This window comes from Xenorhabdus bharatensis (assembly GCF_037996705.1).
GTDB classification, from domain to species: domain Bacteria; phylum Pseudomonadota; class Gammaproteobacteria; order Enterobacterales; family Enterobacteriaceae; genus Xenorhabdus; species Xenorhabdus bharatensis.
Genome location: NZ_JBBMXG010000003.1, coordinates 260,157 through 286,435, shown reverse-complemented (window position 1 = coordinate 286,435; position 26,279 = coordinate 260,157). Strand labels below are relative to the sequence as shown.

The window sequence follows — 26,279 nt, the reverse complement described above, 5'->3', positions numbered from 1 at the left end:
AAGTATCACTAGTTTCCACTCAATTGTAATGGCTGACAAACGATCTATTTTCAACTAATAGATGATATAATATCACTTATATATGATTAGACGACTCCCTTCTCTGACATCACTTCGTGCCTTTGAAGCCGCAGCGCGTTTGCGGAGTTTCAAAAGGGCAGCTGAGGAATTATCTGTCACTGCGACGGCGATAAGCCACCGAATTCGGGTCTTGGAAGAGTATCTCGAATGTTCTTTATTCTTACGCAAAGTACGAGCGGTTGAATTAACACCAAATGGACTTACACTATTTACTGCGGTGCATAGTGGTTTCGAAACTATCTCTACAGCTATTAAACATATACAAAAACCGCGTCGGCAATCAGTCATGTTATCTACGACACCTGCATTTGCCACCAAATGGCTTATCCCTCGACTATCATTGTTTCAGGAGGCACATCCTGACATTGATCTACATATTCATACATCCAACACGCCTGTAGATCTCAATTCCGGTACAGTAGATTTGGCGATTAGGTATGGTTTTGGTCAGCACGCAGGTGCAGTCGGTACATTGCTTCTTGAGGATCATTTTGCACCTGTCGCTAACCCAACACTCCTTAAGACAATAAATCAAGATATTTCACAATGGCCTTTAATTCATTTCGATTGGCATCGTACTTTACCGATAGATCTAACATGGAGTGCTTGGGCTCAAGCTACTGGGCTTAAATCATCTGATTTGTCCACCGGTATTCGGTATTACGAGGAAAGTCATGCTATACAAGCAACTATCGCAGGTCAGGGAGTGGGATTGTTGAGCTTATTATTAATCGAGGAAGAACTAAGGCTAGGGGTATTGCAGATTGTTGCCGAACCTTCTCTAAAGGGGATGGCTTACCATATTCTTAAAAGCAATCAGGATCCAGCATCCGAGGCTGCTACTATTGTGGAAGATTGGTTATTATGCATCGCTCATCAGACTCGATGAATATTATGAAATAGCAGAATTGGGCCATGTATTCAAGGCGTTGTTCTTCATCTAAAATGCCTATTTTGCGAGATAGCCAGTATGGCCACAGTAGAAGTAAAATGTCGATTTTGTCACCAGACGAAGGACATTAAAAAATAGGGTATTGGCAAAGGCGGGCACCAACATTATCGTTGTTTATCCTGTCATCGTACTTTTCAGCTCGATTATTTTTATCGCGCTTATCAAGCCGGAATAAAAGAACAAGTCGTTGATCTGGTCATGAACAACGCTGGCATTCGTAATGCTACCCGGACGCTACATATCAGCATCAATGCTGTTGTCCGCACGTTAAAAAACTCTAGCCACAATGCGTAACGACACTCCCGTTGGATAAAGTCGAAGTTCAGCTCATTTGTGAAGTTGACGAAATGGGGTCATTTATCGGAAATAAAAAATGTCAACGCTGGTTGTGGTATGCCTGAGAGCCTCGTCTGAGGCGTATCATTGCTCATACATTTGGAGCGAGAAGCAAAAAAACACTCAAGAAACTGCTCAACAAGCTCGCATCGTTCAATGTTATTTTCTGATGTACAGATAATTTCAAGGTTTACAATCTATTACTAAAAAGCCAGCATCTTGTTGGAAAAACTTTCACTCAACGTATTGAGCGGGAGAATTTGACATTGCGCAACTGACTTAAGCGGCTCAATCGTAAAACGGTGGGTTATTCTAAGTCGCCGGAAATACATGATAAAATCATCGGCACTTTCATTAAAAGTGAATACTATATTTAATACAAATCAACAGATTAAATATATGATCTTTGAAGGGCGTTTGGATAATGTGAGAACGTTGTAACCGCTAAATTAACGTGACACAGAATTCTGAACGCCCTCTTAATTTATGAGATTAATTTATTTAAACACACTCTTAATTTATGAAATTAGTTTATTTAAACGTTTGTTTTATTATTGAACATAGGTTTTATAATTTTAGATGATTATTTTTTTCTTAATTTAACTCATACTAATAACATCCTAAGGTAAATATTTAAAATTGGATCCATTAATTAGTTAAGATTGAAAGCTAGATATGCGTCACATAAATATATTCTTTAATTATTTAAATCTCATTAATGTTATTAATTGCGTGATTTAAATGTCACATGCAATTAATTTCTGTAAAGTGAATTAATATTTTTATATTTATTTTCAGTTGCTTATATTTCAATAAATAAGTTTATAGGAGGGTGCATTCATTCTCATGGGGGGTTGTTTTTCTGGGATTTTCCGTCGGGTTATTTATACGGTTACTGAGTGTTTATTATGATAACGAAAATAGTCATTTAGAGAGATGAAATCCAAATGAAAACACATATTCTACATTTTGATTTAGCTCAAAGCCATTTACGTACCCAATCCAGTCAATTAAATCTTTGGGTTGGTGAATATAATATACCGTTGCAAGAACATGATGAATCAAGTTTAGCCAGAGCAGCTGGAGAAAATCCTGCAATAGATATGGTTCTGCGTTACGGTTCACACAATATCAGCCATTTCGCGGAGGTACCTGAACACTATTTTTTACCTCATCACGTTACGCTGATTAAAGTGGTTGGTGATAAATCCGGGCCTTATCGTTCTTCATTACCGGTTCTTTATCATCTTTCTTATCATATTCCCAATGCTCATTTACATCATTATGCCAAACGTAACAGAGAAAAACTGGCAGTAAATAATATAGAGATGGCTTTGCCGGGTAAACTTAGTGCTCTCGGTGTTAATAGCCAACATTTAGCGCGAAATTCTATTCATTACGCTGATTTGTGGGTTGCGACTAATGAAATCAAAACACCGTGGGATATTGCTTGCTCTATTGTGTTTTCCCATCCGGAATTGTCTAACAGTCAGGCTTATGCAGCATCAATTGTCATTCATTCACATATTGCCCCACCACAGGCAATAGACCCACTGCAATATAACCGAGTTTATGAACTGGCTATATCAATATCGAGTCAGGGACCCGCGACAGAGACAGGCGGTTTTGCCACTTATGGCCAATTGGTTGCCCCTGATGGCAGCGCAATGTTTTACGAATTTGACTGGGTAGGTCAAGACGGACAGGTGATTTTCGCCGAAGGTGATCCGGTGATGCAATATAACCTATCGGATGATACGGAGAATTATTCTGGCTCGCCAGCATCTAATGCGCTGAAAACTTCGCATAATGATGGTCGTCTGCAAAATCATAACTGGAGTGTCAGCCAAAGTGCGTCTCTGGACGTTGCCGAATTCAAAGATCAGGCAGCAGCATTGACTATTAAGCGGGGCACCAACCAAATTTGGACTGCCACCAACCGTACTCCTAATCACGGTATGGATGTGTATGCCGACAGCATCCGTTACGATAGCAGCCAAAGTCATTTTTCCATTGATTTTAAGAACAAATACTTACGTCAGCTAGGTGTCTATATTCAGTTCTTTAAAGACACTAAGATGGAACAGCCGATCGATAATCCAAAGGTTGACGGTGTTTGGCCGTTTTATTTCCCTCAAGAGCTGGCTGAGTTATTCGAAACGCCATCACAAAAGGCCCTTGGTGTGTTGGCTAATGTCAATACGATCATGGGGATTCCGATGCCCACTGATCCCACTAACTTTGGCTTGCCCTGGCCAGCTGAAGCTCAGGCGGCTAAATTCTTGTTTGGTGGTTTGGGAACCTCCCGCTGGGAAGACCCGATTATCTGGCCGGGTGTGATTTTAACTGGCATGTTCCAGTACGGTATTCCGGCCCTGATGATGCTGGCTGGTGCCGCAGTGACTAACACTCAGTGGTATAAAGATTTTATTTCCGATAAGGATAGTGTTGCTGCATTAGCCGCTGTTGCCTTCCCGTTGATTGGTGGTGGGGCAGCTGTCGGAGCAGCGTTATTCAATACCAAGAAAGTGCTCACCAGTTTAGCCAGCATTGCCATTGGTATTTTGGCCAAAAAAGGGATGGAAGCATTAGCCACTTATGTTACCGCCCAGATAGCAGCCAGTGCAGCCGCTCAGGCGGTTCCGGTGGTGGGTTGGGCGTTTCGGCTCGCTTCAATTGCGCTAGATTTTGCGCAGATTGCAGTGACGACGGGGGAGTTGCTTTCCACACCAGCTACTCTGGAAGTGGACATCAAGCGCCAGATGACTTTGGCTTTTACTCTGCATCCTGATCCTGCTCATGGTGAAGCGGGCCGACCGGAAACCGCAATCTGGCCGCCGGTGGCAGTGCAGTGCCAGGTGACCGTTGAATATACCAACGGCACCTACTATACCCAGACTATTCCATTACCCGCGACAGGTTCCAATTCACCACTATCTTTTAATTTCAATTCGGTTGGCTGGGGTGGAACACTCAAAATCAAGGCTAATGTCTATTCAGCCACTGGCTGGTTAGCGGGGAGCTATACCAGTGATCTGTTGAATGCGCAGCCAGACGATCCTAATGAAGGCATCATGCGCGTCAGCGGTAATATAAAAGAGATGTTGGTGCCACTGACTCAGGTGACTCAATACGAATATTGGGAACAGTTGTCTTACGATAGCGGTAAAAAAGAGTACCAGTGGATTGAAGGCAGTGTGCCGTTGGAAACCCAGTCTTCAACCAATTGTAGCAATGTAGGCAATAACATCTGCAAGCTGGTCAATATGACAATCCTGAATTCAGATTATCAGGTTGGTTATTGCTATCAGGCTTCTGGGCAGGATATTCCACTGGAAGATCCATTAAGTCCCCCCAATAGCGGCCAGATGTACGTGTTGCAAAACATTTCCACTTTGAGCAACGACTCGTTGAATGAGCGTCTGAAATTATCTGCGGTAGGTTTCAAAGTACAACCACTGATCAGTTATAACAGTTTTGGCGAAGGACCGGACGAAAAAACCATCACGCCTTATAACTTTATTATTGATTCACGGTTTGGTGAATATCACTTACGTCGGGTGGACCTGCGTGATGGCAGCCATAATTTTGGTTTGACGGATAATCCGCTTTCGTGGGGGACTTTCACCATTCCGCATCTTGATGCGATGGTGGTTCACCCGAGCGGCTATGTCATTGCTGTCAGTTGGCAATATAGCAAGATGCAGATCCTGGCGTTGGGTGATCAGGGCTATCCGGATGATCAGGCTCCAGCGGCACAGATTGTCTCTGGAGAAGGGATTCGACAAGGGCTAACTCATGGGCCAATTGCCCTGACCGTAACGCCAGATGGCCGCATACTATTATTGGAGACAATCAATACCCGTATTCAGGCGTTTGATACTAAAGGGAACCCATTCCCGAGTTTTGCGGGTGTAACACTGTTTCAACTTGCTACCGCTGATTATCAGGCAACACTGGATGCTCAGGAGTTTTCTCCGGCATTACAACAAGCATTTCGTGAGCAGGGGTTGACATTCTTGTTCAGTAACAGTGATCCAAACTTTATACGTTTGCTGAATGCTGGAGTACTGGACGAGCAGATTATTAAAACCTTTGCACATGATGGGATTTATCTAAGTTATAACCAGACCGCAGACGGTCATATTGATCCCGTTGGCAGCACAACGGTTGACGTGATACAGCAAGGGCAGAGCTGGTTGGTATATGACCCGCAGAAACCCGCGACTTACACGCTGACTGCTCAGGGACAAACGGTATCTGTATATAACGATTTGAGTAATGTACGGGTTATCGCTATCGGTCAAGGTGTCAAATGGCAAATTGATGATCTTAGCAGCGCTCGATCCTGGCTGTTAACCCTTAATGCAACGAATCCTGCTCAGATTACGGTAGCGGATTATCTGTCCTATATGCCACTAAATAAGCCAGCCGGGATTAAGTATCTGGATGTTGCGGTTGAGGCGAAGGGATATATTTATGTCTTGTCATACCGTAACGAAGGGCGTGATCCAACGGATTATATCCTTGATATTTATAATCCTGACGGTACTTTTCTGGTAACTGTCCCTGATTCGACCTTAGTGCCTGATCCCGCTAAACGCCAGCATATTGTTGCCGGACATCTGGCGATAGATTCGTTCCGTACTCTGGTGGCGATGAATTACGGCAAATTCTTGGGTGAAAATCAACGTACCCAACCACAGATCAGCCAGTGGAAGCCAACTACACCAATATTCGATCTGGGTATCGAACAATTACCGATATTCCAGCAACACGATATGGATAAAATCCGCGCAGTTTTTGCTAACAACAAACACCCTCTTAGTAACAAAGCAACGATCGAAACTATCAATGAAAATGGTTATTTCATCATTACTGATGTTAGTACCCGTTACCCAGTTATTTGCACCGTGGATGGCGATAATCAGCAGATTATTTCTGTTTACAGTTTCTCGGAGAGAACTATGCCATTAAAAAATTATAATTCAGGATTTAAAGAGGCTTTGCAATTATTAGATATCCCAGAGAGCGATGTAACGGAGAAAGTCGTTGTTGCATCTTCGTCGCAAGGCTCTTTACGGCCTGACGACCCACAGTCACTGGCTCCTTCTTATACGGCAGAAGTGTCATCAGCATCGGAGCTATTGACCCTTTCTGGTATCCCCCCTGTTGAAGCGCCGATATCCTTTCCGGCAACCGTTGATGTTTTTGCGATTGCTGAACTGGAGATTGCTGATGACGGGGTTCTGAACATTAGCAATCCGACTTCAAGACCGATAGTGGTGGTGGTTGACACTTTGACGCTTAAGCAAGGTGGGCAACTGATATGTGACGCCTCTGTGGTTCTAAACGTACAAACTTATACCCAAACTCAGGAGAACTCCCATGAATAAAATGAAAACGGTTAACGAAACTTTGGCTGAATTGCGTGAGCATTATCATTTGACCGATACCGAGCGGCAGCCAAAGCAATTGAACACTTCGGACTTTGACGGGCCGGTGATATTTTCTAACGACCCGAAAATTGCCACTGTGCCACCCGCGTTTTTTACCGTACAAACTATACAAGAATTGAAGGAACTTGGGGGGGTACCTGACAGTGAGTATGGACCAGGCGGAATGGAACCCCATCATCCGCTACCTGAACCCTATTCTGCTGAACGGTTGGCAAATGTCACCGGTAATCATGCTGATATATGTACAGCTTTCCGCGCTTATATCTATGGTTATTCTCCTTTGGTCAAAGATTATGAAGATATTCTGAACGCTAAACGTTTCCCGATGAAAGTCGCGTTATACAGCGGTGAAGATATCGTTGTTACTGCCAGTAATCCATTGATTGTTGGAAGTAAAGAGAGTCACGGAGAACCTGTTAACTTAAGTTTTAATAAGATAACGATTCAACCTGGCGGTAAAGTTATTTATCTCACCAATGGCACGGTTCAGGCGAACGAAGTGATCATAATTAGTACCTTAGGAGGTACAGATAATGATGGCCCGAGCATTGAAAATATTGGAGGGAACGGAGGCAATGGCGGGAGCGGAAACAGTGGCTCCAATGGGAAAGACGGCAGTAATGGTAACCCCGGTAAAGATAATAAAAACTCCTGTGCAACGCAGGCTACGTCAGGTACTGCGGGTGGCAATGGTACTGATGGCGCCAGAGGAAGTGACGGCGAGAAAGGAGGGGATGCAGTGGATGTCAATTTTAAAACCGGTACCATCACAGGCTTTGTGAATATGCTGACACAAGGCGGTAATGGTGGTAATGGCGGTAATGGTGGTAACGGTGGTAATGGCGGGAGAGGAGGGAATGGCGGTGGCTCTACCAGCGAATGTAGGGCCGGAAACGGCGGTAAAGGCGGTAGTGGTGGCAATGGTGGTGCCAGCGGTAATGGTGGTAACGCGGGTAACGGCGGTAACATCTATTTTACTTATGACGAAGGGGGGAGCGCATCCTTTAAGGCCAGGGCAATTGCCGGCAATGGTGGTTCTGGTGGCAATGGTGGTTCTGGTGGTGTCGGCGGCAGCGGCGGTACTGGTTATTCCAGTGGTAGCTCAGGTGAAAATGGTATATCTGGGAACTCAGGAATTGCCGGAAAAGCAGGTACCGTAGGCTCAGTTTATGTCAACGGCAAAAAACAATAACGGCAAGGAGGAGTCATGGTCGCAGATATTCAAATTTTGGGTACTAATGGCGTGAAAGGTGCCGATGGAGCCAATGGCGCTGATGGTCTACGGGGGGTTGATGGTCAGAATGCTGCTCGTCGTAAGCCAGCCACTGCCGGTAGCAATGGTGGAAATGGTGGAAATGGTCAGAGTGGTCAGGATGGTCAATCAGGTTCTGGCTGGTGGTTTGCCCTGCGTTGTACCCGTTTTGACGTACAGGGTGTAGTGCGTATTAGCAATAATGGCGGTAACGGTGGTGATGGTGGCATAGCGGGTTACGGTGGTAATGGGGGGGATGGCGGCAATGGTGGCCGTGGCAATTCATCATCGTCAGGGAAACTCGGTGGTGTGGGTGGTAACGGTGGCAATGGAGGTAATGGCGGCAATGGGGGAAATGGCGGCAATGGAGGTAATGTTTGGGTCAGATATATCCAGACTAGCTTACCAAAACCGGTAGCTGCCACCTCTGATGGCGGGAGTGGAGGGTTCGGGCAACCCGGAGGTGCTGGGGGGATTGCTGGGCGCGGTGGGGTAAATGGTGACGGTTCACATGCAGCCGATGGAAAATATGGTATTGGAGGGATTAGCGCCAGCGGTGGTCAGGCTGGGAGAGCTGGGAAGGTTTCTGTAAATCACTTGCTGCAAGGATAATGACATGAGCGAATCTAGATCTTTTGCTGGCAAATGGCAATTTGCTGCGGCTTCTGGCCAACTGATTACTGTTCAGGACGATGGTACGCTTCGCCTGTCAGCCAAGCAATCAGGGGCGATAAATCAAATGATTAATGCTTATGGCATGACTAGCTTTTGGTTACAGGCTGGCAATGGTCAATACCTGGCCGCGAGCGGCAATACTCCTCAAGCTAATCAACCGCGCACTGGTACGGTTGCTGAGATCCGGTTGGAAGAGGTTGGAGGATCTGGATTTCGCCTGCGTCGTATCAGTAGCAGTGGTGACAGTTATTTGGTGGCACAACAATCTGGGCTGATTTGGCAGGCAGTCACTGGCAGTCCGCCTCTGTCAGCCCAATTTACTCGTACTATCGTGACAAAGGACCTGGAATTCCTCAAAGAATGGGGGGCAATGGGAGCCGATCTGCGTTTTGCTTATCTCGCTAAAGAGAATTTGAATGAAATGGTGATGATGACCGTCGATTTGTCCAGTGCTGACCTGCATGGTTCGACATTGCTTGACGCTGATTTAACTAATATCAAAGTTGATGATTGTAATTTTAGTGGTTGTGACTTAAGTAAGACGGATCTAACGCATATTCATGGTAAAAATGCGCTTTTTGAAAAGTGTATCGTCGGTAGTGATACCAATATGCCTGACGCTGAGCTACCGAACGCCATTTTCCGTGGCTGTAAGAGCAGTGGTGGTCAGCCGATATTGAATCGTCTAAAAGCGCCCGGTGCGGATTTCTCTGGAGCGTTGTTACCTTCTGTAATAATGGAGAATGCTGATTTATCTCAGGCGAATCTGGTTAATGTTGATCTCAGCGGAGCCAGTCTGGCTTCCTGCAATTTTACCGCGGCGATCATGACGTTGGTGAATTTGCAGAATACCACTTTGCAGACCTCGAATTTTAGTCAAGCCACGTTAGTGGGGACGGATTTTACCGGGGCGAATATCAATCATGTTAATTTCAGTGGCGCAAATCTGACCAACGCACGGTTATCGTTAACCACCGGTTATAGCCAGCTTAACCTCAGCGACAGTACCTTATTAGCGACGGTGCTGACAAAGATGAACTTGGTTGATGCCACGATTACCGCTAAAACAGATTTTACTCAGGCGCAGATGGATGGCGTTAATCTGAGCCGCCAGAAGCTGGATCAAGTCATATTCCTGATGGCGTCGATGAAAAAGGCAAATCTGGATTTTACGTCACTGAATGGCGCAGTTCTGGTCGGTGCTAATCTGGCCGGTGCCACTGTTCTGGGGAATGTCTCTTTAGTTGGCGCGAATTTATCTAATGCGAGTCTGGAGAATGTTAATTTAACTGGTGCTCAATTTGGTGCTTTATCCACAGTGACACATTTGGATAAAGCTGATGCTCAGACACTGGATAATCAGCAACTGCCTGAACGGTTACGTCAAATGTTGTATCAGGGAAAGATATTGGTTAATGGTCAGGCAGAGGTGTTAGTTCGTCAGCCGGGCCAGAACTGGTTGGTGGAACATGATGGTAAACCGTTATTTATTCACTATCAGGATGGGCAATTAAACGTTGCGCAAGATAATGGCGGTAATGCGGCAATTCTTGCCAACACATTTATGCCTAATGCTATCCTGACTGGCGCTAATCTGTACGCGGTTGATATGTCTGGCGCTCATTGGTACGGCAGTAACGCCAGAGCCGATAACGCCAATTTGGAACAGGTCAATTTGTCGAATGCTAACTTAGCGACAATGAATTTCACTCAGGCTCGATTGTTTGGTGCGAATTTGTCCTATGCTAGTCTGGTGAATACTGATTTCAGCAAAGCAATGTTAGAACCCACCGAAGGTCTTAAACCTGCATCTCTGGCCTTTGCTTCAATTCAAGGCACTATCTTTACGGAAGCTAAATTGACCGGCGCTAATCTGACCAATGGCGCGGTGGCTTTACCGTTTGAGGAAACAGGCAATAAGTTAACAGGTGTACCTTTATTCAGTGCGGCGCTTGAGCTGATGAGTTCATTAAATAGTGGCACAGTCTCAAAAGAGTTGCGTCAGGTATTCACTGATAACGGCTACAGTCTGTTATCTAATGCCAAAATCATTGAAAAGCAAAATAATCAATATTGGATTATCTCCAACCAGCCGCCAGACACCGATCTGAATTATCGGGGATATTGCAACTTCATGGTAATTCGGGTGAGTGAGGTCGGTAATAACCATCTGCAAGTTTGTGGTGGATCGCCATTACGTATCATCCGTACTGCGGCTGACAATACATTGCAACCGGTTAATGTCGCTTTTGGGGTGACAATTGATATCACTCAGGCAATGGATGGAGCCACCACCTGCCCAAGTGGTTTGCGTTATCAGTTACTCAATACGGGTATCAGCTATCAGTCATTAATGACGCCGGGATTACCACCTCATCCGCCAAAATGTATTCCCAGTCCGACGACTTGGTGTTGATAAGCAAGCCCGATGATCTGGCAAACAACTAATCGGAGTAAAGAATACCACTATGGATATTAATATGATGAGAAGTGATAATATGCCGATTGCCATTATCGGTATGAGTTGCCGTTTCCCGGGAGGTGTCAGCTCTCCAGAGGAATTCTGGCAGCTGTTGTGTAGTTCAAGTGACGCAATTACTCCAGTCCCCCCTGAACGCTGGTCAACTCAGGCTTATAGTTCCCGAGATCGCAATTTGCCAGGGAAAATGGTGGCGCGAGAAGGCGGATTTATCACTGATGTTACCGGTTTCGATGCGGCGGTGTTTGATATCAGTAATACAGAAGCGCCTTTTATCGATCCACAGCATCGTTTGATGTTGCAGGTGACATGGGAAACGCTGGAACGGGCGAGAATAGCGCCAAAATCGTTGGCGGGTCAGGCGGTTGGTGTCTATATCGGTGCTTTCACTCATGATTATATGCACCTGCAATTTACTGATTTGCGTCAGGCTACCGGTTATACCTCAACCGGTGCAATGGGAACCATGTTGTCAAACCGGATATCCCATGCGTTTGATTTTCAAGGACCATCCTTGACTATTGATAGCGCCTGTTCATCGTCCCTGTTAGCGGTCCATTTGGCTTGTGAAAGTTTGCGTCGTGGAGAATCACAACTGGCGCTAGCGGGTGGTAGCCAGTTAATGTTGATGCCTGATTTTTCGATAGTAGAAAGTCGTACTGGTTTTCTATCATTAACCAACCGCTGTCATAGCTTTTCAGCTAACGCTGATGGTTATGTGCGTAGTGAAGGAGTCGGTGCTGTTTTGCTGAAACCGTTGAATGCGGCTTTACAGGATGGCGATCCCGTTTTGGCGGTGATCCACGGTTCAGCTGCCAATCAAGATGGCCGCACTCCCACAATTACTCAGCCAAGTAGCACCGCACAACAACGAGTGATTCGGATGGCCTGTGCTCAGGCGGGGATTTCCCCGGAAGAGATTGATTATATTGAGGCCCATGGTACTGGAACTGGGGTAGGTGATCCGATAGAAGCAGAAGCACTGGGGCTGGTCTGTCGGCCCGAACCGACAGACCGCCCATTGTTGATTGGTGCGTGTAAATCCGTAATTGGTCATACGGAAGCTGCGGCGGGCATTGCTGGATTAATTAAAGCGGTATTGTGTTTACAACGAGGACAGGTACCGGGCAATTTACATGCCGAGCCGCCTAACCGCTACATTCGTTTTACTGAGTTGGGATTGCAAGTTCCACAGCAATTAACTCCATTGTCTGAAGGAAAAGTAATAGCAGGGGTGAATTCCTTTGGGTTTGGCGGAACGAATGTCCATGTGGTGTTAAGTAATAATGCCGAATCTTCCGTACAACTTCGGACGACGCAAGGGCAAGCTTTCATGCTGCCATTGTCTGCGCAGTCTGAGTTTTCTCTGAAGCAACAAGCGCAGAGCATTGCTGATTTACTGCAACAGGAGCCAGACATTGCCCTTGATGATTTGTGCTATAGCTTGGCAACGACTCGTCACCGCTTTCCGTTACGTAAGGGGATTGCATTCAGTAACCGGGAACAGTTGCGACAACGGTTGACTAATCTGAATGTATCGTCGGAGCATAACAATAAAAAAGTTGATCGTCTGGCTTGGATATTTGCGGGTATTGGCAGTGAAGATTGGCAAGACTCTATCGCTTGGTTTCAGCAATTTCCCGAATTTACAGAACAATTCGAGCGTTGTGAGGCAATTTGGACGGGATTTTCTGCACCTTCTTTATATGCGGCATTGATCTCTGCCGATGAACTGATAGAGCCGCCAATGCAGTTTGCGGTACAAATCTCAATGGCTGCGCAGTTGCAGAAGTGGGGGTTCAAACCAGCGGCGTTACTTGGTCATAGTTCCGGTGAAATGGCGGCTTGTTATCTGGCGGGAATTTATGATCTGACGCAGGCACTGACACTGTTACATCAGCGTTATCATCATCTGGGACGTGTGTTGAATAAAGGCGGCGGATTATTAATCGTGGCGGCGACAGTTGAGCAGATATTGCCTCATTTGTCTGCCCCCGGTGCCGAGCCTGCCGTGGTGATAGCAGGGCGTAATAGTATCAATCGTTGCTTACTGTCTGGGCCTATAAGTGAATTAACCGCTGTTGCTGAGCGCTTAAAGCAGCAGCGTATCGCCAGTAGTTGGCTTAATTATAGAATTGCTTCTCATTCCCATTATATAGAGTCAATCAGGGCTGGGTTGACTGCGGATGCGGCAACCGTTCCCGCGGCAGAACCTTCGTTGCCAGTGTTTTCATCAGTCACCGGGGAGTTGATTAATGGAAAGTTGAATCCCGAGCATTGGGCTGACAATGTCGTCTCGTCACTCCGTTTTGACGATGCGGTAGAAAACATGCTCAAAGCGGGTTTCCACCATTTTCTGGAAGTTTCACCTAAATCCCTACTGAGTGCAGGATTAAAGGATTGGAGCCAGCCTTATCGAGGACAGGTGTTTGCTTGTCGCTCAGGGCAGAACTGGCCACAACTGTTAGGACAGCTGTTTGAAGCTGGGGTTGAACCGGACTGGCGGACTCTGATGCCTACCGCTTGCCCAATTGATCTACCCACTTACTCCTGGCATCAGCAATCCTATTGGCACGAACCAGAGATTAGCCGTCGCCGCCGATTACGTATATTGAGCGGTGTATTATTGGGCGAAGCTCAGCCGGGCAGCGAGAGTTGGCAAGCTGAGTTGACTATAGAACAAGTGCCTTGGTTACTCGATCATGTTGTCATGGGAAATGCAATGTTTCCGGCTGCGGGCTATATTGAAATCATGTTGGCGGCGGCTCGTATCTGTTTTCCTGACGTTGGATTAGCGCTTGATAATATTGTGTTGCAATCGGCTTTACTGCTAGAGCCAGGCATAGAATTCAGGTTAAAGACACAGCTAGATCGCCAGCGAATGGGAGTGCAAGTACACATTACCCGTAATCTGGATGAGAGTGTACATTACCAACTTGCAGCCAGTGCACAGGTGAACATCGTTGTACCGGGTGCTACTCCTTGTGCTATTCCTCCATTAGCGGTAAATGATCGCTATCCCTGCATGCGGAACCAAGAGATGTTGTATCAGGCATTTCAACATCTACATTTCAATTATAGTGGTGTTTTTTGTACTCTGCGCCATGCGTTTGTTGGTAAAGAAGAAACAATCTGTGAGATTGAATTACCACCTGCACCGGAGGGAATGAATTTTCACCCAGCGGCTTTGGATGGCATCTTCCAATCATTGTTGGCGATTCAGTCTGCTGATGTTCACGCGCCAATTCCTGTCAACGAGTTCCGTATCCCGGTCAGTATTCAGCATTTGCGTATCAATGGTAAATTGTCAGGTCGGGTTCATGCCCATGCCCGAAAGACTAAGCAGACGCAACAACAATGGATTGGTGATATTGACGTCTATACTGATAGCGGTATGTTGCTTTGTCAGATCAGCGGGTTTTGCGTTCAGCTTGTTGGTAATAGAAAAAACAGCTTGTCTGCCAAACTGCACAATCTGGTTGTCGGCCAACCACAGTGGCGTAAACTGCCCGTTCAGCCATCAACAGAGTCTGTGACGCAATGGGCTATCCTTGGGGGTGAAAACGCTCTGGCAGAAGAGTTAGTTGATGAGTTGCAACGCCGTGGTGGGTGTGCCTCGTTGTATTCTGGTCTACCTGACAGTTATCAGAAAATTCAAGAATTAGTTGATACTCTTCCTGTTGAAACCGAAAGGATCCTGATCCTCTGGCCGTTGCAGGCTCCGCAGATGGCTTATCATTCGTTGATACATTTGTGTGCGGTGCTGGCCGAACGGTCGATAAAACCACGTTTGTGGATAGTGACTCAATGTGCTCATCAAATCACTGAGCAGGATCAGCCCGAACCATTTGCCGCCGCATTATGGGGAATGATGCGCGTTATTGGTCAACAAGAAGCAACTGCATTATGGGGTGGATTACTGGATATTGACAGTATCACGGCTCCAGCCAAATGGTGGGACGCGCTATTGACAGGTGATGGCGAGGATCAATTAGCTTTGCGCCATGATCAGCGTTATGTGCTACGCCTTGTACCATTACCTGAAATACCCGCTCTGCCACCAGTGCGTTTTCGTCCGGATGGCTGTTATCTGCTGACTGGTGCTTTTGGTGATATTGGCCGTCAATTGATCCCTTGGATGGTACAACATGGTGCTCGACATTTGTTATTGATTGGGCGTCGTCTTATCCTTGATGCGGCTGATCAAAAGTTATTAGAAATGCTACATCAACAAGGGGTCGAGGCTAATTATCTGCCGGTTGATCTCGGTAATGTGGAAAGAACCCACATTTGTTTGGCTGAGTATCGACAACAAGCCAGCCAGCCGCTGCGTGGTGTAATTCATTGCGCTGCACATGTTGAAGATCAGGGATATCGTGAACTCAGCCCCGAGGCATTTGATAGAGTATTTGCCACTAAAGCATTAGCTGCCTGGACATTGCATCAAGCGTTGGCTGATGCACCTTTAGAGCATTTTGTGATGTTTTCCTCGTTGGGGGCATTATTGGCTTTACCGGGTATGGCATCTTACGCAGCGGCTAACGCTATGTTGGATAGTCTGGCCTGTTTACGGCGTCAGCAAGGTTTACCTGCGTTAAGCCTTAATTGGGGGCCATGGGAAGCGGGGATCGCTTTGCGGGATAGTCGAACGCTGCCAATATTGGAAAATAGTGGCTTACAGCCATTTGGTTCAGAGGAGGGATTAGCTGTTTTAGAGCGCTTGTTTGCTCGGATTGAGCCGCAACTGGTGCCATTCTTGACGAATTGGTCAAATTTGCTGTCCAGCCAGATGCGTCACTTACCGCTATTGCGTGATATTCAGCAAGAAAATGTGGTTCAGACTTTACCCATAGAAGCGGCGCTTGCAGTGAGTGATCTGGACGATGTCGTTAGCTTGCTACAGACCTTTTGTGGTGAGATAGTTGGGACTTCAACAGAAGTATTCCATCCCGATCTACCTTTGACTAACAACGGTATTGATTCATTGAACGGTTTAATGTTGGTACAAAAAATCAACAAACAATTACGTTTGGATATTCCGCTGGAATTGTTGTTAAGTGATAAGCCGCTGGCTGAACTTGCATCATTGATTACATATCGATTGCAAGTTAAGGCAATTACGAAGTAGGAGCAAACTTCGAATTGTTTAAGAATAGCTAATTCAGAGACACGTAGTTGCAATTTGGTTTCAATAGGAAACTTATCGGACTACGTGCCTCTAATGTTCTACTTGGGCTCATGACCCCCTGTCTCATTTTACTATCCGGTTTGTTTTACTGTACAGATGATTATGCCGTTTACGATTGCCTGCCTAAAAAAACACCTTACGGGAAAGAAAGTTACCCAACGTATCGAGAGAACGAATCTTACACTTCGTATCCGGATAAAGAGACCGAATAGAAAGACAATAGGTTATTCCAAATCCGAAGAGATGCACGACAAAGTGGTAGGGACGTTCATTGAGCGTGAATACCATATTTCATAACAGAGCTAACTATTGGGAGCATGACCTGTATATAAGCAGGTAAAGTTGCGCAGTGACACATGAAAAATTTTTATTGTTATTTATCAACATATTACATCATCATCGATTTCTTAATTGCTTCTACTTATTAAAATATACATTTGAAAAAGTAAGGTTTAAGCAATAAAATGGTGTGGGTCATTAGCCTCATTTTTTACGTAGAGCAATCAATAAATATTGGGTTCAGGGAGCAGTTATGCACGATGAAGATGAAAAAAATACAGGGAAACAATCATTGATTGTGCTTTCCAGTGAGCAAAAAAATCACCTTGATCACCACACGCAGGGAATGGTCATGTCAATATCTGGTAATCAGGTATATGACAATCCGGCTATTGCCTATCTTGTCAGTTTGGGATCAAAACGAAGCCGACAGACAATGAAATCATTCCTTAATATTGTGGCAAAAATGTTGGGATATCAGAATGTGCGGGATTGTTCATGGAGTGATTTGCGGCGACATCATATACAGGCTGTAATGGAAATGCTCTCTGATTCCGGAAAAGCTCCAGCAACAATTAATACTTATCTTTCAGCTCTGAAAGGTGTTGCTTTAGAAGCATGGACGATGAAACAACTTGATACCGATAGTTTTCAGCATATCAAACAAGTACGGTCTGTCAGGGGAAATCGTTTACCGAAAGGGCGGGCACTGGAGCGACATGAAATTAAAAATTTATTTTATGCTTGTGAAGATGATATCAGTACAAAAGGTTTACGTGATGCAGCCATTATTGGCATTTTGGTGGGGTGCGGTCTGCGCCGATCCGAAATTGTTTCATTAGATATGAAAAGTATTATTTATCGCGAGCAGGCATTAAGGGTAATGGGAAAAGGTAATAAAGAACGCTTATCTTATATGCCGGAAGGCACATGGAGACGGTTAAATCGTTGGATAGATGAAGTTCGCGGTGATCATGCCGGCCCATTATTTACTCGTATCCGGCGTCATGATGATGTGACAGATAGTCGTCTTTCAGATCAGGCTATTTATCATATATTAGAAAATCGCAGAGTTGAAAGCGGGATAGAAAAATTTGCTCCGCATGATCTACGCAGAACTTTTGCTTCAGCCATGCTGGATAATGGCGAAGATATTGTCACGGTCAAAGATGCGATGGGGCACTCAAGTATCACAACAACTCAAAAATATGATCGACGTGGAGATGAACGTTTGAGAAATGCAGCCAGAAATTTGAATTTCTGACGGGTGATAAAAAATACTAAACAAGGCCACCGGGATTAATTTCCCGCCGCAAGCGGCGGGGTTATCTATTCTTCATCCACATTAATCGGGCAAACAAAACCATCAGGTTTAATGGCCAACAAATCACATTTCAATCGGTCAATCACATGTTCGGCAGTATTACCAAGAAATGCGGCAGATAAACCGGTACGGCCAAGAATACCTAAAACGACTACACCTGCATTGAGTTCATCACAAATTTCGGGAATAACGTTTTCCGGTAAACCTTCCTGAACGTGAGTCTGTTCTTCACGAATACAAAATTTTTGTCTGAGTTCCTTCATTGCAACCAAATGCTGACCACGTAATGCTCGATTATATACATTGGGATCAAAGTCGGGGAGTTCTGTTGCAATGTTTAAAGGAGCCGCAGGGTAGGCGCTGACCAGATGAATCAAAGGTTCTTTCACAATTTTGTTGGCAAGATCCTGTGTTTCATGAACTAATTTCAGATTGAGCTCATTATGATAGGATTCTTCATTTGATAAGTTGACAGCCACAACAGCAGAACCTTTCTCTGGCCATATCTGATCTTTTACCATCCAGACAGGGCAAGGGCATTTACGCAACAAATGCCAGTCAAGTGGCGTAAATATTATTGATTCTAGCAGAGAATGTTGATGTGCCATCTTCAATAATAAATCATGCTTCCCGGAGATAACTTCCTGAATAATCGCTTCATAGAAACGATTATGCCAGACTACCTTGATTTCAATGTCAATCCCTGATTCAAGATAGTAGTGTGCCTGCTGTTTTATCCAAGCAATCCGTTGACCAATAACACCTTTACGCATGGCGTTTCTTTCTTCAGGAGAAAGTAACGTGGTCATATCGTATGAAAGATCATAAATGGGTAAGAAAGCTTTAATCCGGCCACCATTACGTTGCACGATATATACCGCGCGTCTTAACGCTGGCTGATCATCCTGATTCGGATCAATTGCAACTAAGAGGTTTTGATAGTTTGCCATATTAATCCCTCGCAGAGGCTGGATGTGATTTTTGTTCAGAAGATAAATTACATAGACAACTATAACAGGGGATAGGGGAGCCAGATCAGTAAAATATAGTGATCTGGCTTAAATTTTGACACAACACTACGTTACATTTGTATGGGCTTTGCCTGCCAGTTCAGTCAATTTTTCCATATTTTCGACAGCGATATATTTACCTTTAACGCTTAAAATTCCATTTTTCTGGAATCGTCCAAGCAGACGGCTGATTGTTTCAACAGTCAAACCGAGATAATTACCGATATCACCGCGGGTCATAGTGAGACGGAATTCACGGGGAGAAAAGCCACGTTGGGCAAAACGGCGGGACAAATTATAAACAAATGCGGCCAGTCTTTCTTCTGCGTTCTTTTTGGATAGCAACAGGATCATTTCCTGATCACCTTTAATTTCACCACTCATCAATCGCATCATTTGTTGGCGAAGATTCGGCATTTTCCCGGAAAGATCATCCAATGTCTCAAACGGGATTTCACAAACCATTGACGTTTCCAGAGCCTGCGCAAAGCTGGGGTGCTCTGTATTTATAATGGCGTCGAACCCGACTAAATCACCAGCAAGATGAAAGCCTGTGATCTGCTCATCACCTTCTTCGGTGATAGTGTAGCTTTTAATAGTCCCAGAACGGATAGCGTAAAGCGATTTTAGTGCATCACCAGCTTTAAAAAGCGTTTGCCCTTTTTGAATTGGTTTTTTACGCTCAATAATATTATCAAGCTGATCGAGTTCATGTTCGTTTAAAGTGAAAGGAATGCATAGTTGGTTAATGCTGCAATCCTGACAGTGGATTGCACAACCACCTGATTGAATTCGCCTGATAATACGTTTTTCCGGGACCATAGGAAGCGCTCGTTAGAAATTATTGATGCCTGTCAATTTAACATATTTCAGCTGCTCTGATAAGAGCTTGCTTTTTTTGTTAATCACCTTTGGTTATTATCGAAGACGAAAAAAATGAATTTTTGCTGCGATTCATGCATAACTTGCGTAAAATCTTGCATACTCGATATAACATTTCAATTAAACTTAAATTACATTAATAATATATACCCTTAGTCTTTCAAGTTGCCTTTTTGTTGGCTGAGCTTAGTCACATTGCTGACCATGCTCTCGGAATACTCTTTTTAGCCGCGATGCATCTTGAAATCTGTTGGGTATAATACGTTGTAATAGCGGTGGTTTTACAAATAAATGGATGGATTAGCATGAGTGAATGGCTGTTGATTGCATTTACAATGATAGTGCAAAGTTCTATTGGTCTGGTATTTATGAGTGCACTTTATACTCATTTTTTTAATTGGAAAGCAGGATCAGGTCAGAAAACAGAGGCTACATCTGTTCGCAGAATTTTAGTCATCAGTAGCATTCTGGCCGGCATTGGATTGCTTTCTTCTTTGGATATCATAGGGTACCCATTCAGTGTATATCGGTTATTACAATTACATAACACGATGCGGGAATGGATAAATACAGAAACAGCGCTGGCGGCTATCTATTTTATTACTCTGAGTTTATATACACTCTTTGTCCTGTTAACTAAGCAGAGCCACGCATATATTATGACGGGAATTAGCGCTATTGGATTAGTTGACATTCACTATATGGTCAATATTTACTCGAATAGTGACATAATTACTTGGACAAATATTAATACTTATTTTCTGTTTTATGGTGCAGTTTTTACTCTGGGGCCAGCACTGGCATTATCACTTATTGGTCAGCCTGATAGGCAGTTCATGCGGGAAAAAATTCCGACTAAATTGCTCATGGCAGCACTGATCATTGTCTTTATCAGTGTGACGACGCGCTTAATTGAACAGCCGGCATACATGGGGTGGTTAGTGGAAGCAGTAACAGAGGGTGAAACAGAGAATATCATTTTTCCCCACCAACCCGAAATTAATCTGAAAAGCGCATTTGGTTTCAGAATGATAACTTGGTGTTTATATATTCTTGCTATGACGATATGGGCCTATACATTATGGAAAGGCAGAAATAAAACACGCATTCGAACAGGTTATCCCATCTTATCAGGAACAATAATCATGTTGGTGGCTGAAATAATTAATCAGTATATCTTCTTTGTTATGAGTGATGTCTAATTATCACTCAATTCATGAGTGCATATCCTCCATTTATTCCGTTCTGCACAATAAAAAATGTAACTCCAACACTTATTTTTATGTGCAGAAAAACACCTTCATATAAGTAGATAATATCTGTCACTGATCTCTTTTTTCATTCATTTCTTTGTTCCCGCGCACAAATTCAAAGTATTTGTTAATTTCTTATTAAAGTTTCTGGTCATATGTTTTATATCTGTACCCATAGCTTGATTCATATAATGAATGGTTAATAAATAACAAAAAATAATAATCAGTGAGGATATTGTAATTATGCCTAAGCGATTTACCCCTAACTTAAATATTGATGCTCTGTTTTTAGGTCCAAAGTCAGAGAATGCTGTGTTCTTCAAAGAAATGGTAGATTATGCAGTCAGTGAGCACATGCACTGGCGTTCGGGGTTTCATCCTGAAGATGCGGCATTAGTGACATCTGTTGATCGCTATGAACATAACTACAGAGAAACACTGTACCGGACTGAAGGGATACTCAATCAGTTATCAGCAAAACTAAAAAACTCCTCCATTCCTCTCTTTTCTCCCCGTTATCTTGGTCATATCAACTCTGATACTTTGATGGTTTCTAACCTCGCTTATGTCATGGCGATGATGTACAACCCGAATAATTGTTCTTATGAAGTATCACCAACAACGACAGAACTTGAGATTGAATCAGGTTTAGATCTCTGTCGTATGTTTGGCTACGATCCACAACGAGCCTGGGGGCACATTACTTCAGGTGGTACAGTAGCAAACTACGAAGGCCTTTGGGTTGCCAGAAATTTGAAAACACTGCCTTTTGCCATTTCCCAACACCCTGCAACTAAAAACTTGCTCAGTCACAAATCGCAAAAACAGTTAATCAATATGCCCACGACAGAAGTGATTGATTTAATCAGTGAATTAAAAGAGCAGGGGATATTTGATGAAATCCGTGATCTGACGTGTCGTGGTTCAGGTGTTAAACCAGAAGTCCTAGGTAAACTACTTGTTCCACAATCTAAACATTATTCTTGGGTCAAAGCTGCAGATATCTTCGGTATTGGTCAGGAGAATATCATTCCTCTACCTGTGAATGCAGAGTATCAGACTGATGTTGCCAAAATGCGCGAAATCACACTTTCCCTGATTGAGAAAGGAGAAGCCATTTTAGCTATGATTGCAGTGGTAGGAACAACAGAAGTCGGAGCTATTGATTGTATTGATGAAGTCATTGCGTTAAGGAAAGAGTGCGAAGAACATTATGGCGCATCATTTTATATTCACGTTGATGCTGCCTATGCTGGGTATGCCTGCTCTTTGCTGTTGGATGAGCAGGGGAACTTCATGGAATATGATGAGTTGGTTAAGAAACATCAGGAACTTGGTTTGACTCCTGAAAATATTATTTGGCCTAAACCGGCAGTCTACCGGAGTTTCAAGGCATTGAAACATGTTGATTCGATTACAGTTGATCCTCATAAAATGGGTTTCATTCAATACTCTGCCGGTGCTATCTGCATGAAGGATAAGCGAATTCTTGATTTGATTTCTTCTCGTGCAGCTTATGTTTTTCAGGATAGTTCCCCTCAAGGTGACTCACCAATCAATAAATTATCAAACAGTAATAGGAATATATTAGGTTCTTCTATTATGGAAGGCTCGAAATCAGGGGCGACGGCCGCCGCATTATGGGCAGCTCATAGGCTATTGCCTCTGAATATTAGTGGGTATGGCAAAGTAATAGCCGCAGGGATCGTCACAGCAAATTGGTTATTAAATAACATAAAAAATATTCAGCCTATAAAGGTCGGAAAATACCAATTTGAAATGCACATCATGCCATCTCCTGATTTTCACATGATAAACTTTTCTTTCAAGGAAATCGGAAATAACAGCCTGCTCAATCATAATGCTCTCAATAAACGGCTCTATGAACTCTGCTCATATTCTACCGAACGTGCTTATACCAACGATTTCATCACATCATCGACAATGTTAGGTTATAAAGAGTACGGAAATACTCCTCAGTATTATGCTGAACAATGTGGTTTTAGCCAGAGTGAATGGGACAAAGTACATCATATATATGTATTACGGGCAGCGGTAATGACACATTGTTTACGTGATGAAGAATACTTCGAAGAATATTGGGAGCAATTAAAATCTATATTTTTGAAAAAATTAACTCAGCTTGTTGATGAGCAAGAAAAATCATTACATCAAAAATTAGATCTCAATATTTCATTTCTTAATTGATACAGAAGGAGAATATACCCAATAAAAATTCAGGCTGTATCGCAGAAGTGTGAGTACGGCAAACCCAGTTGACCCGACCAAAATCGGGTCTTCAATGACTGGACGTGTGAGCAGAACCAACAACGAGGCAACCTGAGTGCGAAGAGCACATATCCTTTGTCAATTAGGGATAGGTCGATAGATTTTTTATGTCGCTGAAATATGCGGTTATCTCACCATTAATGCCTTACTTTATCATAATTTAATGCATTGATTTTTAATGGTTATAATAAAAAAAACACCAATATTGGGTCTTTAGATCAATACAAGGCCTGATTCTGGTGTTTTTTCATTGCACTCAATTATTGTGATCCAGATAGATATTCTGGTTAAATAGTTTTTAACACGATATCGGTAGGGGAATAGTGATTATTACTTTATGGTCGTAATGTTTTATATATTTATAATATAAATATATAAAGTTATGAATCAATCAATTATAACTAATTGATGTATATTAATTAAATTTAATCACTTAATTTTACTATGATTTATTTTGGAAATTAATTTTTACTTTATTTAACAAAGCATTAACACGGTGGTTTGTATTTTTAAGAAAAAAACAAAATTGAGCAAAATAATAATAATAATTTAAAATCAATAAGTTAACATTGTAAATTAAAACATAAAGATTAAAAAACCCTAAAACTTATCGCGTTGAGTAAAGTTCCATAAAAAAATTAATATTTAATATTTTCATTCGATTATGTAATCATTTGTTTTCATTGAAAATTATTTTTCCATTTTTGTGATGAGGATCATAAAAATAAATTGTTTTTATTGAACGTTAAATTTGAAGGTTTAAATTAAAAGCACGTCATCTTAATTATTATAATGGGGGTTATTGCCATAAAGTATGGTTAAAGTAGATTAAAGTGGGTTATAGTTATTTAATCTGGATTGTTTTTAATTAATGTGGTTATCTGACTTCAGTTCACTAATACAGTATGAGACTATTATATGACTTTAGAATTAAAGCTTATTAAAAAGCATTATGGTGCGTATATTAATTGTGATGACATCTCTAAATTATCTCCCGAAGATTATATAAAAATAAAAGAATACCTTTCTGTTTTTGGTTTGCTGATTTTTAATAATCAAAGAATGAATGATGAGTCACTTGTTAATTTGGCTCACCAAATAGGAAATGGGAAATTAGAAGAGCCAGCCAGAAAAGTTTCCTTATCTGATCATAGGAAGCATGTTGCTTATTTAACAAACCTGAATGATCACAGTGGAAGTCCATTAGGTTTTTCGGGAAGCGATACTGATTACTGGCATTCTGATCAAGAGTTCCGGGTTAATCCTGCTTCTGTCAGTATTCTTTATGGTGTTGTAACACAATGTAATGGCGGCAATACTTCTTTTGCGTCAACTTCTATTGATTATCTGGATTTTTCTACTGATGAAACGTCTGTATTAAAGAAACTCTGGTCAACCAGACAACCGGCAGCTTCTCATGATAACGCTCCTCATATTACAGTAGCGCATCCCGTAATTATTAAAAATGAAAACACGGAAAAGGAATATATATATGTAAGTGAAAATACCATTGAATTTATTGAGAAAAGTGTTCCATTACCTCAATCAGAAAAAATAAAACAAACCGTTCTGGATAGAGTATTATCAACAGAAAATATTTATTCACATACCTGGTCAGATGGAGACCTTATTTTATATGACAATAGCCAGCTATTACATCGACGTGAATGTTTTAATGGTGACAGGTTTATTAAAGCATTAAAAATTTATCCCGATGATTGCTATCAGCCCAAAATACCTGGTAGAGAAATCGAGGAATATAGTTATGTATATTAAGAAAGAAAATGAAAGCTTCATTAAGCAGTTAGTTAAAGACAGCAACAGAGGGTACACTCAAAATGCTGTGCTTAAGCCTGCAAAAGCAATGATGATTAGGGCTGGTATTACAGGAGGTTTGCCGTTCGATAGTTTAACTTCTGATGTTGTAACGGGTTGTTTACCAGAAAGTATGGCTTGCTATGGAATGTGTTTTGCGGCTATCTCCAGTTGGAGAGATGGTATTGATTTTGGCAAGAGGGTAGATAATTATTTAGACGAAGATATTTTTAATTCTGATTTGCGTTCGCTTCCTGACTCACAGAAATATATCCGCTGTGGATGGAATAGCGATCCTTCGTGGAACTGGTTACTCTCAACCCGCATTGCTGAACTGGCCAGAAATGCTAATTTACTGATGATTTTTATTACTAAGGCTTTCAGGAATATTCAGGATAATATTATGAAGCGCTTAGTTGCTGTCAGAGCAGAAATGAGAGTTTCAGTGAGTGCACTGGATACAAATGAGCAATTAAAGAAACGGCTTGAGTTTATTGAGCAGTATCGTAATGCTGGAGGTATTACAATTCCTATTGTGCTGACTGGTTTTTTTAAAGATATTACTTTAATGGAACGTCAGGAAAATATTGTTAACTGGATGGTGAAAAATGATTACCCAGCGGCCGAAAATAGCCTGAGATTTCCATATGATGCAAAGATTTCCGAGTTAATAGATCAGAGAATGACGAGGCCTTTAGAAAAAGGCGATGAATTTTGGAGTGGTCGTTTATACCCTGAAAGACTTATTTTTCCCACAACAACAACAATCCCACAAAATTACCAAGGGATTAATGACAGCTACCTATCTAATTTAGAACTGGATGATATTAATAAATTATTTATCGATCCGGTTAAAACCAATCAAGAAGTCATTTCTTCATCCTCACCTTTAGCCAGTCCCAAAATGTGTGGTGTATCTGATACACGCCGCTGTGCCAACAATACTTAATTAACAAAACTCATCTCAGTCTCGCTTTGTCATTTTGATTAGTGACGCAATCGTTT

Annotated in this window: 13 protein-coding genes and 2 pseudogenes; 13 read left to right on the top strand and 2 right to left on the bottom strand. The window is 42.8% G+C overall.

The features are described from left to right. Nucleotides 1-82 precede the first annotated feature (82 nt). The 9 genes and pseudogenes from AAC855_RS04825 (at nucleotide 83) to AAC855_RS04785 (ending at nucleotide 17,965) form a co-directional block, all read left to right on the top strand. Nucleotides 83-970, top strand: coding sequence for a LysR substrate-binding domain-containing protein (locus tag AAC855_RS04825; protein WP_340608491.1), 888 nt, complete (start codon nucleotides 83-85; stop codon nucleotides 968-970). Between the two features lie 81 nt (nucleotides 971-1,051). Beyond that, nucleotides 1,052-1,746: pseudogene (locus AAC855_RS04820) on the top strand (IS1 family transposase). 570 nt (nucleotides 1,747-2,316) lie between these two features. Next, a complete protein-coding gene (locus AAC855_RS04815) occupies nucleotides 2,317-6,765 on the top strand; it encodes a C-type lectin-like domain-containing protein (protein ID WP_340608490.1) in 4,449 nt (1,482 codons plus the stop codon). Next, on the top strand, nucleotides 6,758-8,020 hold the full coding sequence (locus tag AAC855_RS04810; RefSeq protein WP_340608489.1) for a hypothetical protein: 1,263 nt from the start codon (nucleotides 6,758-6,760) through the stop codon (nucleotides 8,018-8,020). The genes AAC855_RS04815 and AAC855_RS04810 overlap by 8 nt, the downstream gene beginning before the upstream one ends. A gap of 15 nt (nucleotides 8,021-8,035) precedes the next feature. Then, nucleotides 8,036-8,692: a hypothetical protein gene (locus AAC855_RS04805; RefSeq protein WP_340608488.1), complete on the top strand. Its 657-nt coding sequence runs from the start codon at nucleotides 8,036-8,038 to the stop codon at nucleotides 8,690-8,692. Between the two features lie 4 nt (nucleotides 8,693-8,696). Continuing rightward, nucleotides 8,697-11,171, top strand: a complete 2,475-nt coding sequence (locus tag AAC855_RS04800; protein ID WP_340608487.1) for a pentapeptide repeat-containing protein — start codon at nucleotides 8,697-8,699, stop codon at nucleotides 11,169-11,171. 64 nt (nucleotides 11,172-11,235) lie between these two features. After that, nucleotides 11,236-16,362 carry an SDR family NAD(P)-dependent oxidoreductase gene (locus tag AAC855_RS04795; RefSeq protein WP_340608486.1) on the top strand — a complete coding sequence of 1,709 codons (5,127 nt, stop codon included), beginning with the start codon at nucleotides 11,236-11,238 and terminating at the stop codon, nucleotides 16,360-16,362. 146 nt (nucleotides 16,363-16,508) lie between these two features. Next, nucleotides 16,509-16,719: pseudogene (locus AAC855_RS04790) on the top strand (IS1 family transposase); the annotation flags it as partial. 328 nt (nucleotides 16,720-17,047) lie between these two features. Then, on the top strand, nucleotides 17,048-17,965 hold the full coding sequence (locus AAC855_RS04785; RefSeq protein ID WP_340608540.1) for a tyrosine-type recombinase/integrase: 918 nt from the start codon (nucleotides 17,048-17,050) through the stop codon (nucleotides 17,963-17,965). A 65-nt stretch (nucleotides 17,966-18,030) separates the two neighbouring features. Here the strand turns inward: AAC855_RS04785 and uspE are convergent, their stop codons facing one another. Beyond that, a complete protein-coding gene (uspE, locus tag AAC855_RS04780) occupies nucleotides 18,031-18,975 on the bottom strand; it encodes a universal stress protein UspE (protein WP_340608485.1) in 945 nt (314 codons plus the stop codon). Nucleotides 18,976-19,101: 126 nt separating this feature from the next. Next, entirely contained in the window at nucleotides 19,102-19,857 is a 756-nt protein-coding gene (locus AAC855_RS04775; protein WP_099111633.1) for an FNR family transcription factor, read from the bottom strand. A 365-nt stretch (nucleotides 19,858-20,222) separates the two neighbouring features. Between AAC855_RS04775 and AAC855_RS04770 the strand changes: the two genes are divergently transcribed. The 4 genes from AAC855_RS04770 (at nucleotide 20,223) to AAC855_RS04755 (ending at nucleotide 26,223) form a co-directional block, all read left to right on the top strand. After that, complete coding sequence (locus AAC855_RS04770; RefSeq protein WP_340608484.1) at nucleotides 20,223-21,119, top strand: dimethyl sulfoxide reductase anchor subunit family protein; 897 nt, start codon at nucleotides 20,223-20,225, stop codon at nucleotides 21,117-21,119. Nucleotides 21,120-21,413: 294 nt separating this feature from the next. Beyond that, nucleotides 21,414-23,378, top strand: a complete 1,965-nt coding sequence (locus AAC855_RS04765; protein WP_340608483.1) for a pyridoxal phosphate-dependent decarboxylase family protein — start codon at nucleotides 21,414-21,416, stop codon at nucleotides 23,376-23,378. 999 nt (nucleotides 23,379-24,377) lie between these two features. Continuing rightward, complete coding sequence (locus AAC855_RS04760) at nucleotides 24,378-25,235, top strand: TauD/TfdA dioxygenase family protein (RefSeq protein ID WP_340608482.1); 858 nt, start codon at nucleotides 24,378-24,380, stop codon at nucleotides 25,233-25,235. Next, on the top strand, nucleotides 25,225-26,223 hold the full coding sequence (locus AAC855_RS04755; protein WP_340608481.1) for a hypothetical protein: 999 nt from the start codon (nucleotides 25,225-25,227) through the stop codon (nucleotides 26,221-26,223). The genes AAC855_RS04760 and AAC855_RS04755 overlap by 11 nt, the downstream gene beginning before the upstream one ends. Nucleotides 26,224-26,279: the final 56 nt, after the last annotated feature.

Excerpts from the sequence above, each read along its gene's own strand:
- AAC855_RS04805 (WP_340608488.1), top strand. The coding sequence starts at position 8,036 with ATGGTCGCAGATATTCAAATTTTGGGTACTAATGGCGTGAAAGGTGCC.
- AAC855_RS04800 (WP_340608487.1), top strand. The coding sequence starts at position 8,697 with ATGAGCGAATCTAGATCTTTTGCTGGCAAATGGCAATTTGCTGCGGCT.
- AAC855_RS04770 (WP_340608484.1), top strand. The coding sequence starts at position 20,223 with ATGAGTGAATGGCTGTTGATTGCATTTACAATGATAGTGCAAAGTTCT.
- AAC855_RS04815 (WP_340608490.1), top strand. The coding sequence starts at position 2,317 with ATGAAAACACATATTCTACATTTTGATTTAGCTCAAAGCCATTTACGT.
- AAC855_RS04760 (WP_340608482.1), top strand. The coding sequence starts at position 24,378 with ATGACTTTAGAATTAAAGCTTATTAAAAAGCATTATGGTGCGTATATT.
- AAC855_RS04810 (WP_340608489.1), top strand. The coding sequence starts at position 6,758 with ATGAATAAAATGAAAACGGTTAACGAAACTTTGGCTGAATTGCGTGAG.
- AAC855_RS04785 (WP_340608540.1), top strand. The coding sequence starts at position 17,048 with ATGGTCATGTCAATATCTGGTAATCAGGTATATGACAATCCGGCTATT.
- AAC855_RS04755 (WP_340608481.1), top strand. The coding sequence starts at position 25,225 with ATGTATATTAAGAAAGAAAATGAAAGCTTCATTAAGCAGTTAGTTAAA.
- uspE (WP_340608485.1), bottom strand. The coding sequence starts at position 18,975 with ATGGCAAACTATCAAAACCTCTTAGTTGCAATTGATCCGAATCAGGAT.
- AAC855_RS04765 (WP_340608483.1), top strand. The coding sequence starts at position 21,414 with ATGCCTAAGCGATTTACCCCTAACTTAAATATTGATGCTCTGTTTTTA.
- AAC855_RS04825 (WP_340608491.1), top strand. The coding sequence starts at position 83 with ATGATTAGACGACTCCCTTCTCTGACATCACTTCGTGCCTTTGAAGCC.
- AAC855_RS04795 (WP_340608486.1), top strand. The coding sequence starts at position 11,236 with ATGATGAGAAGTGATAATATGCCGATTGCCATTATCGGTATGAGTTGC.
- AAC855_RS04775 (WP_099111633.1), bottom strand. The coding sequence starts at position 19,857 with ATGGTCCCGGAAAAACGTATTATCAGGCGAATTCAATCAGGTGGTTGT.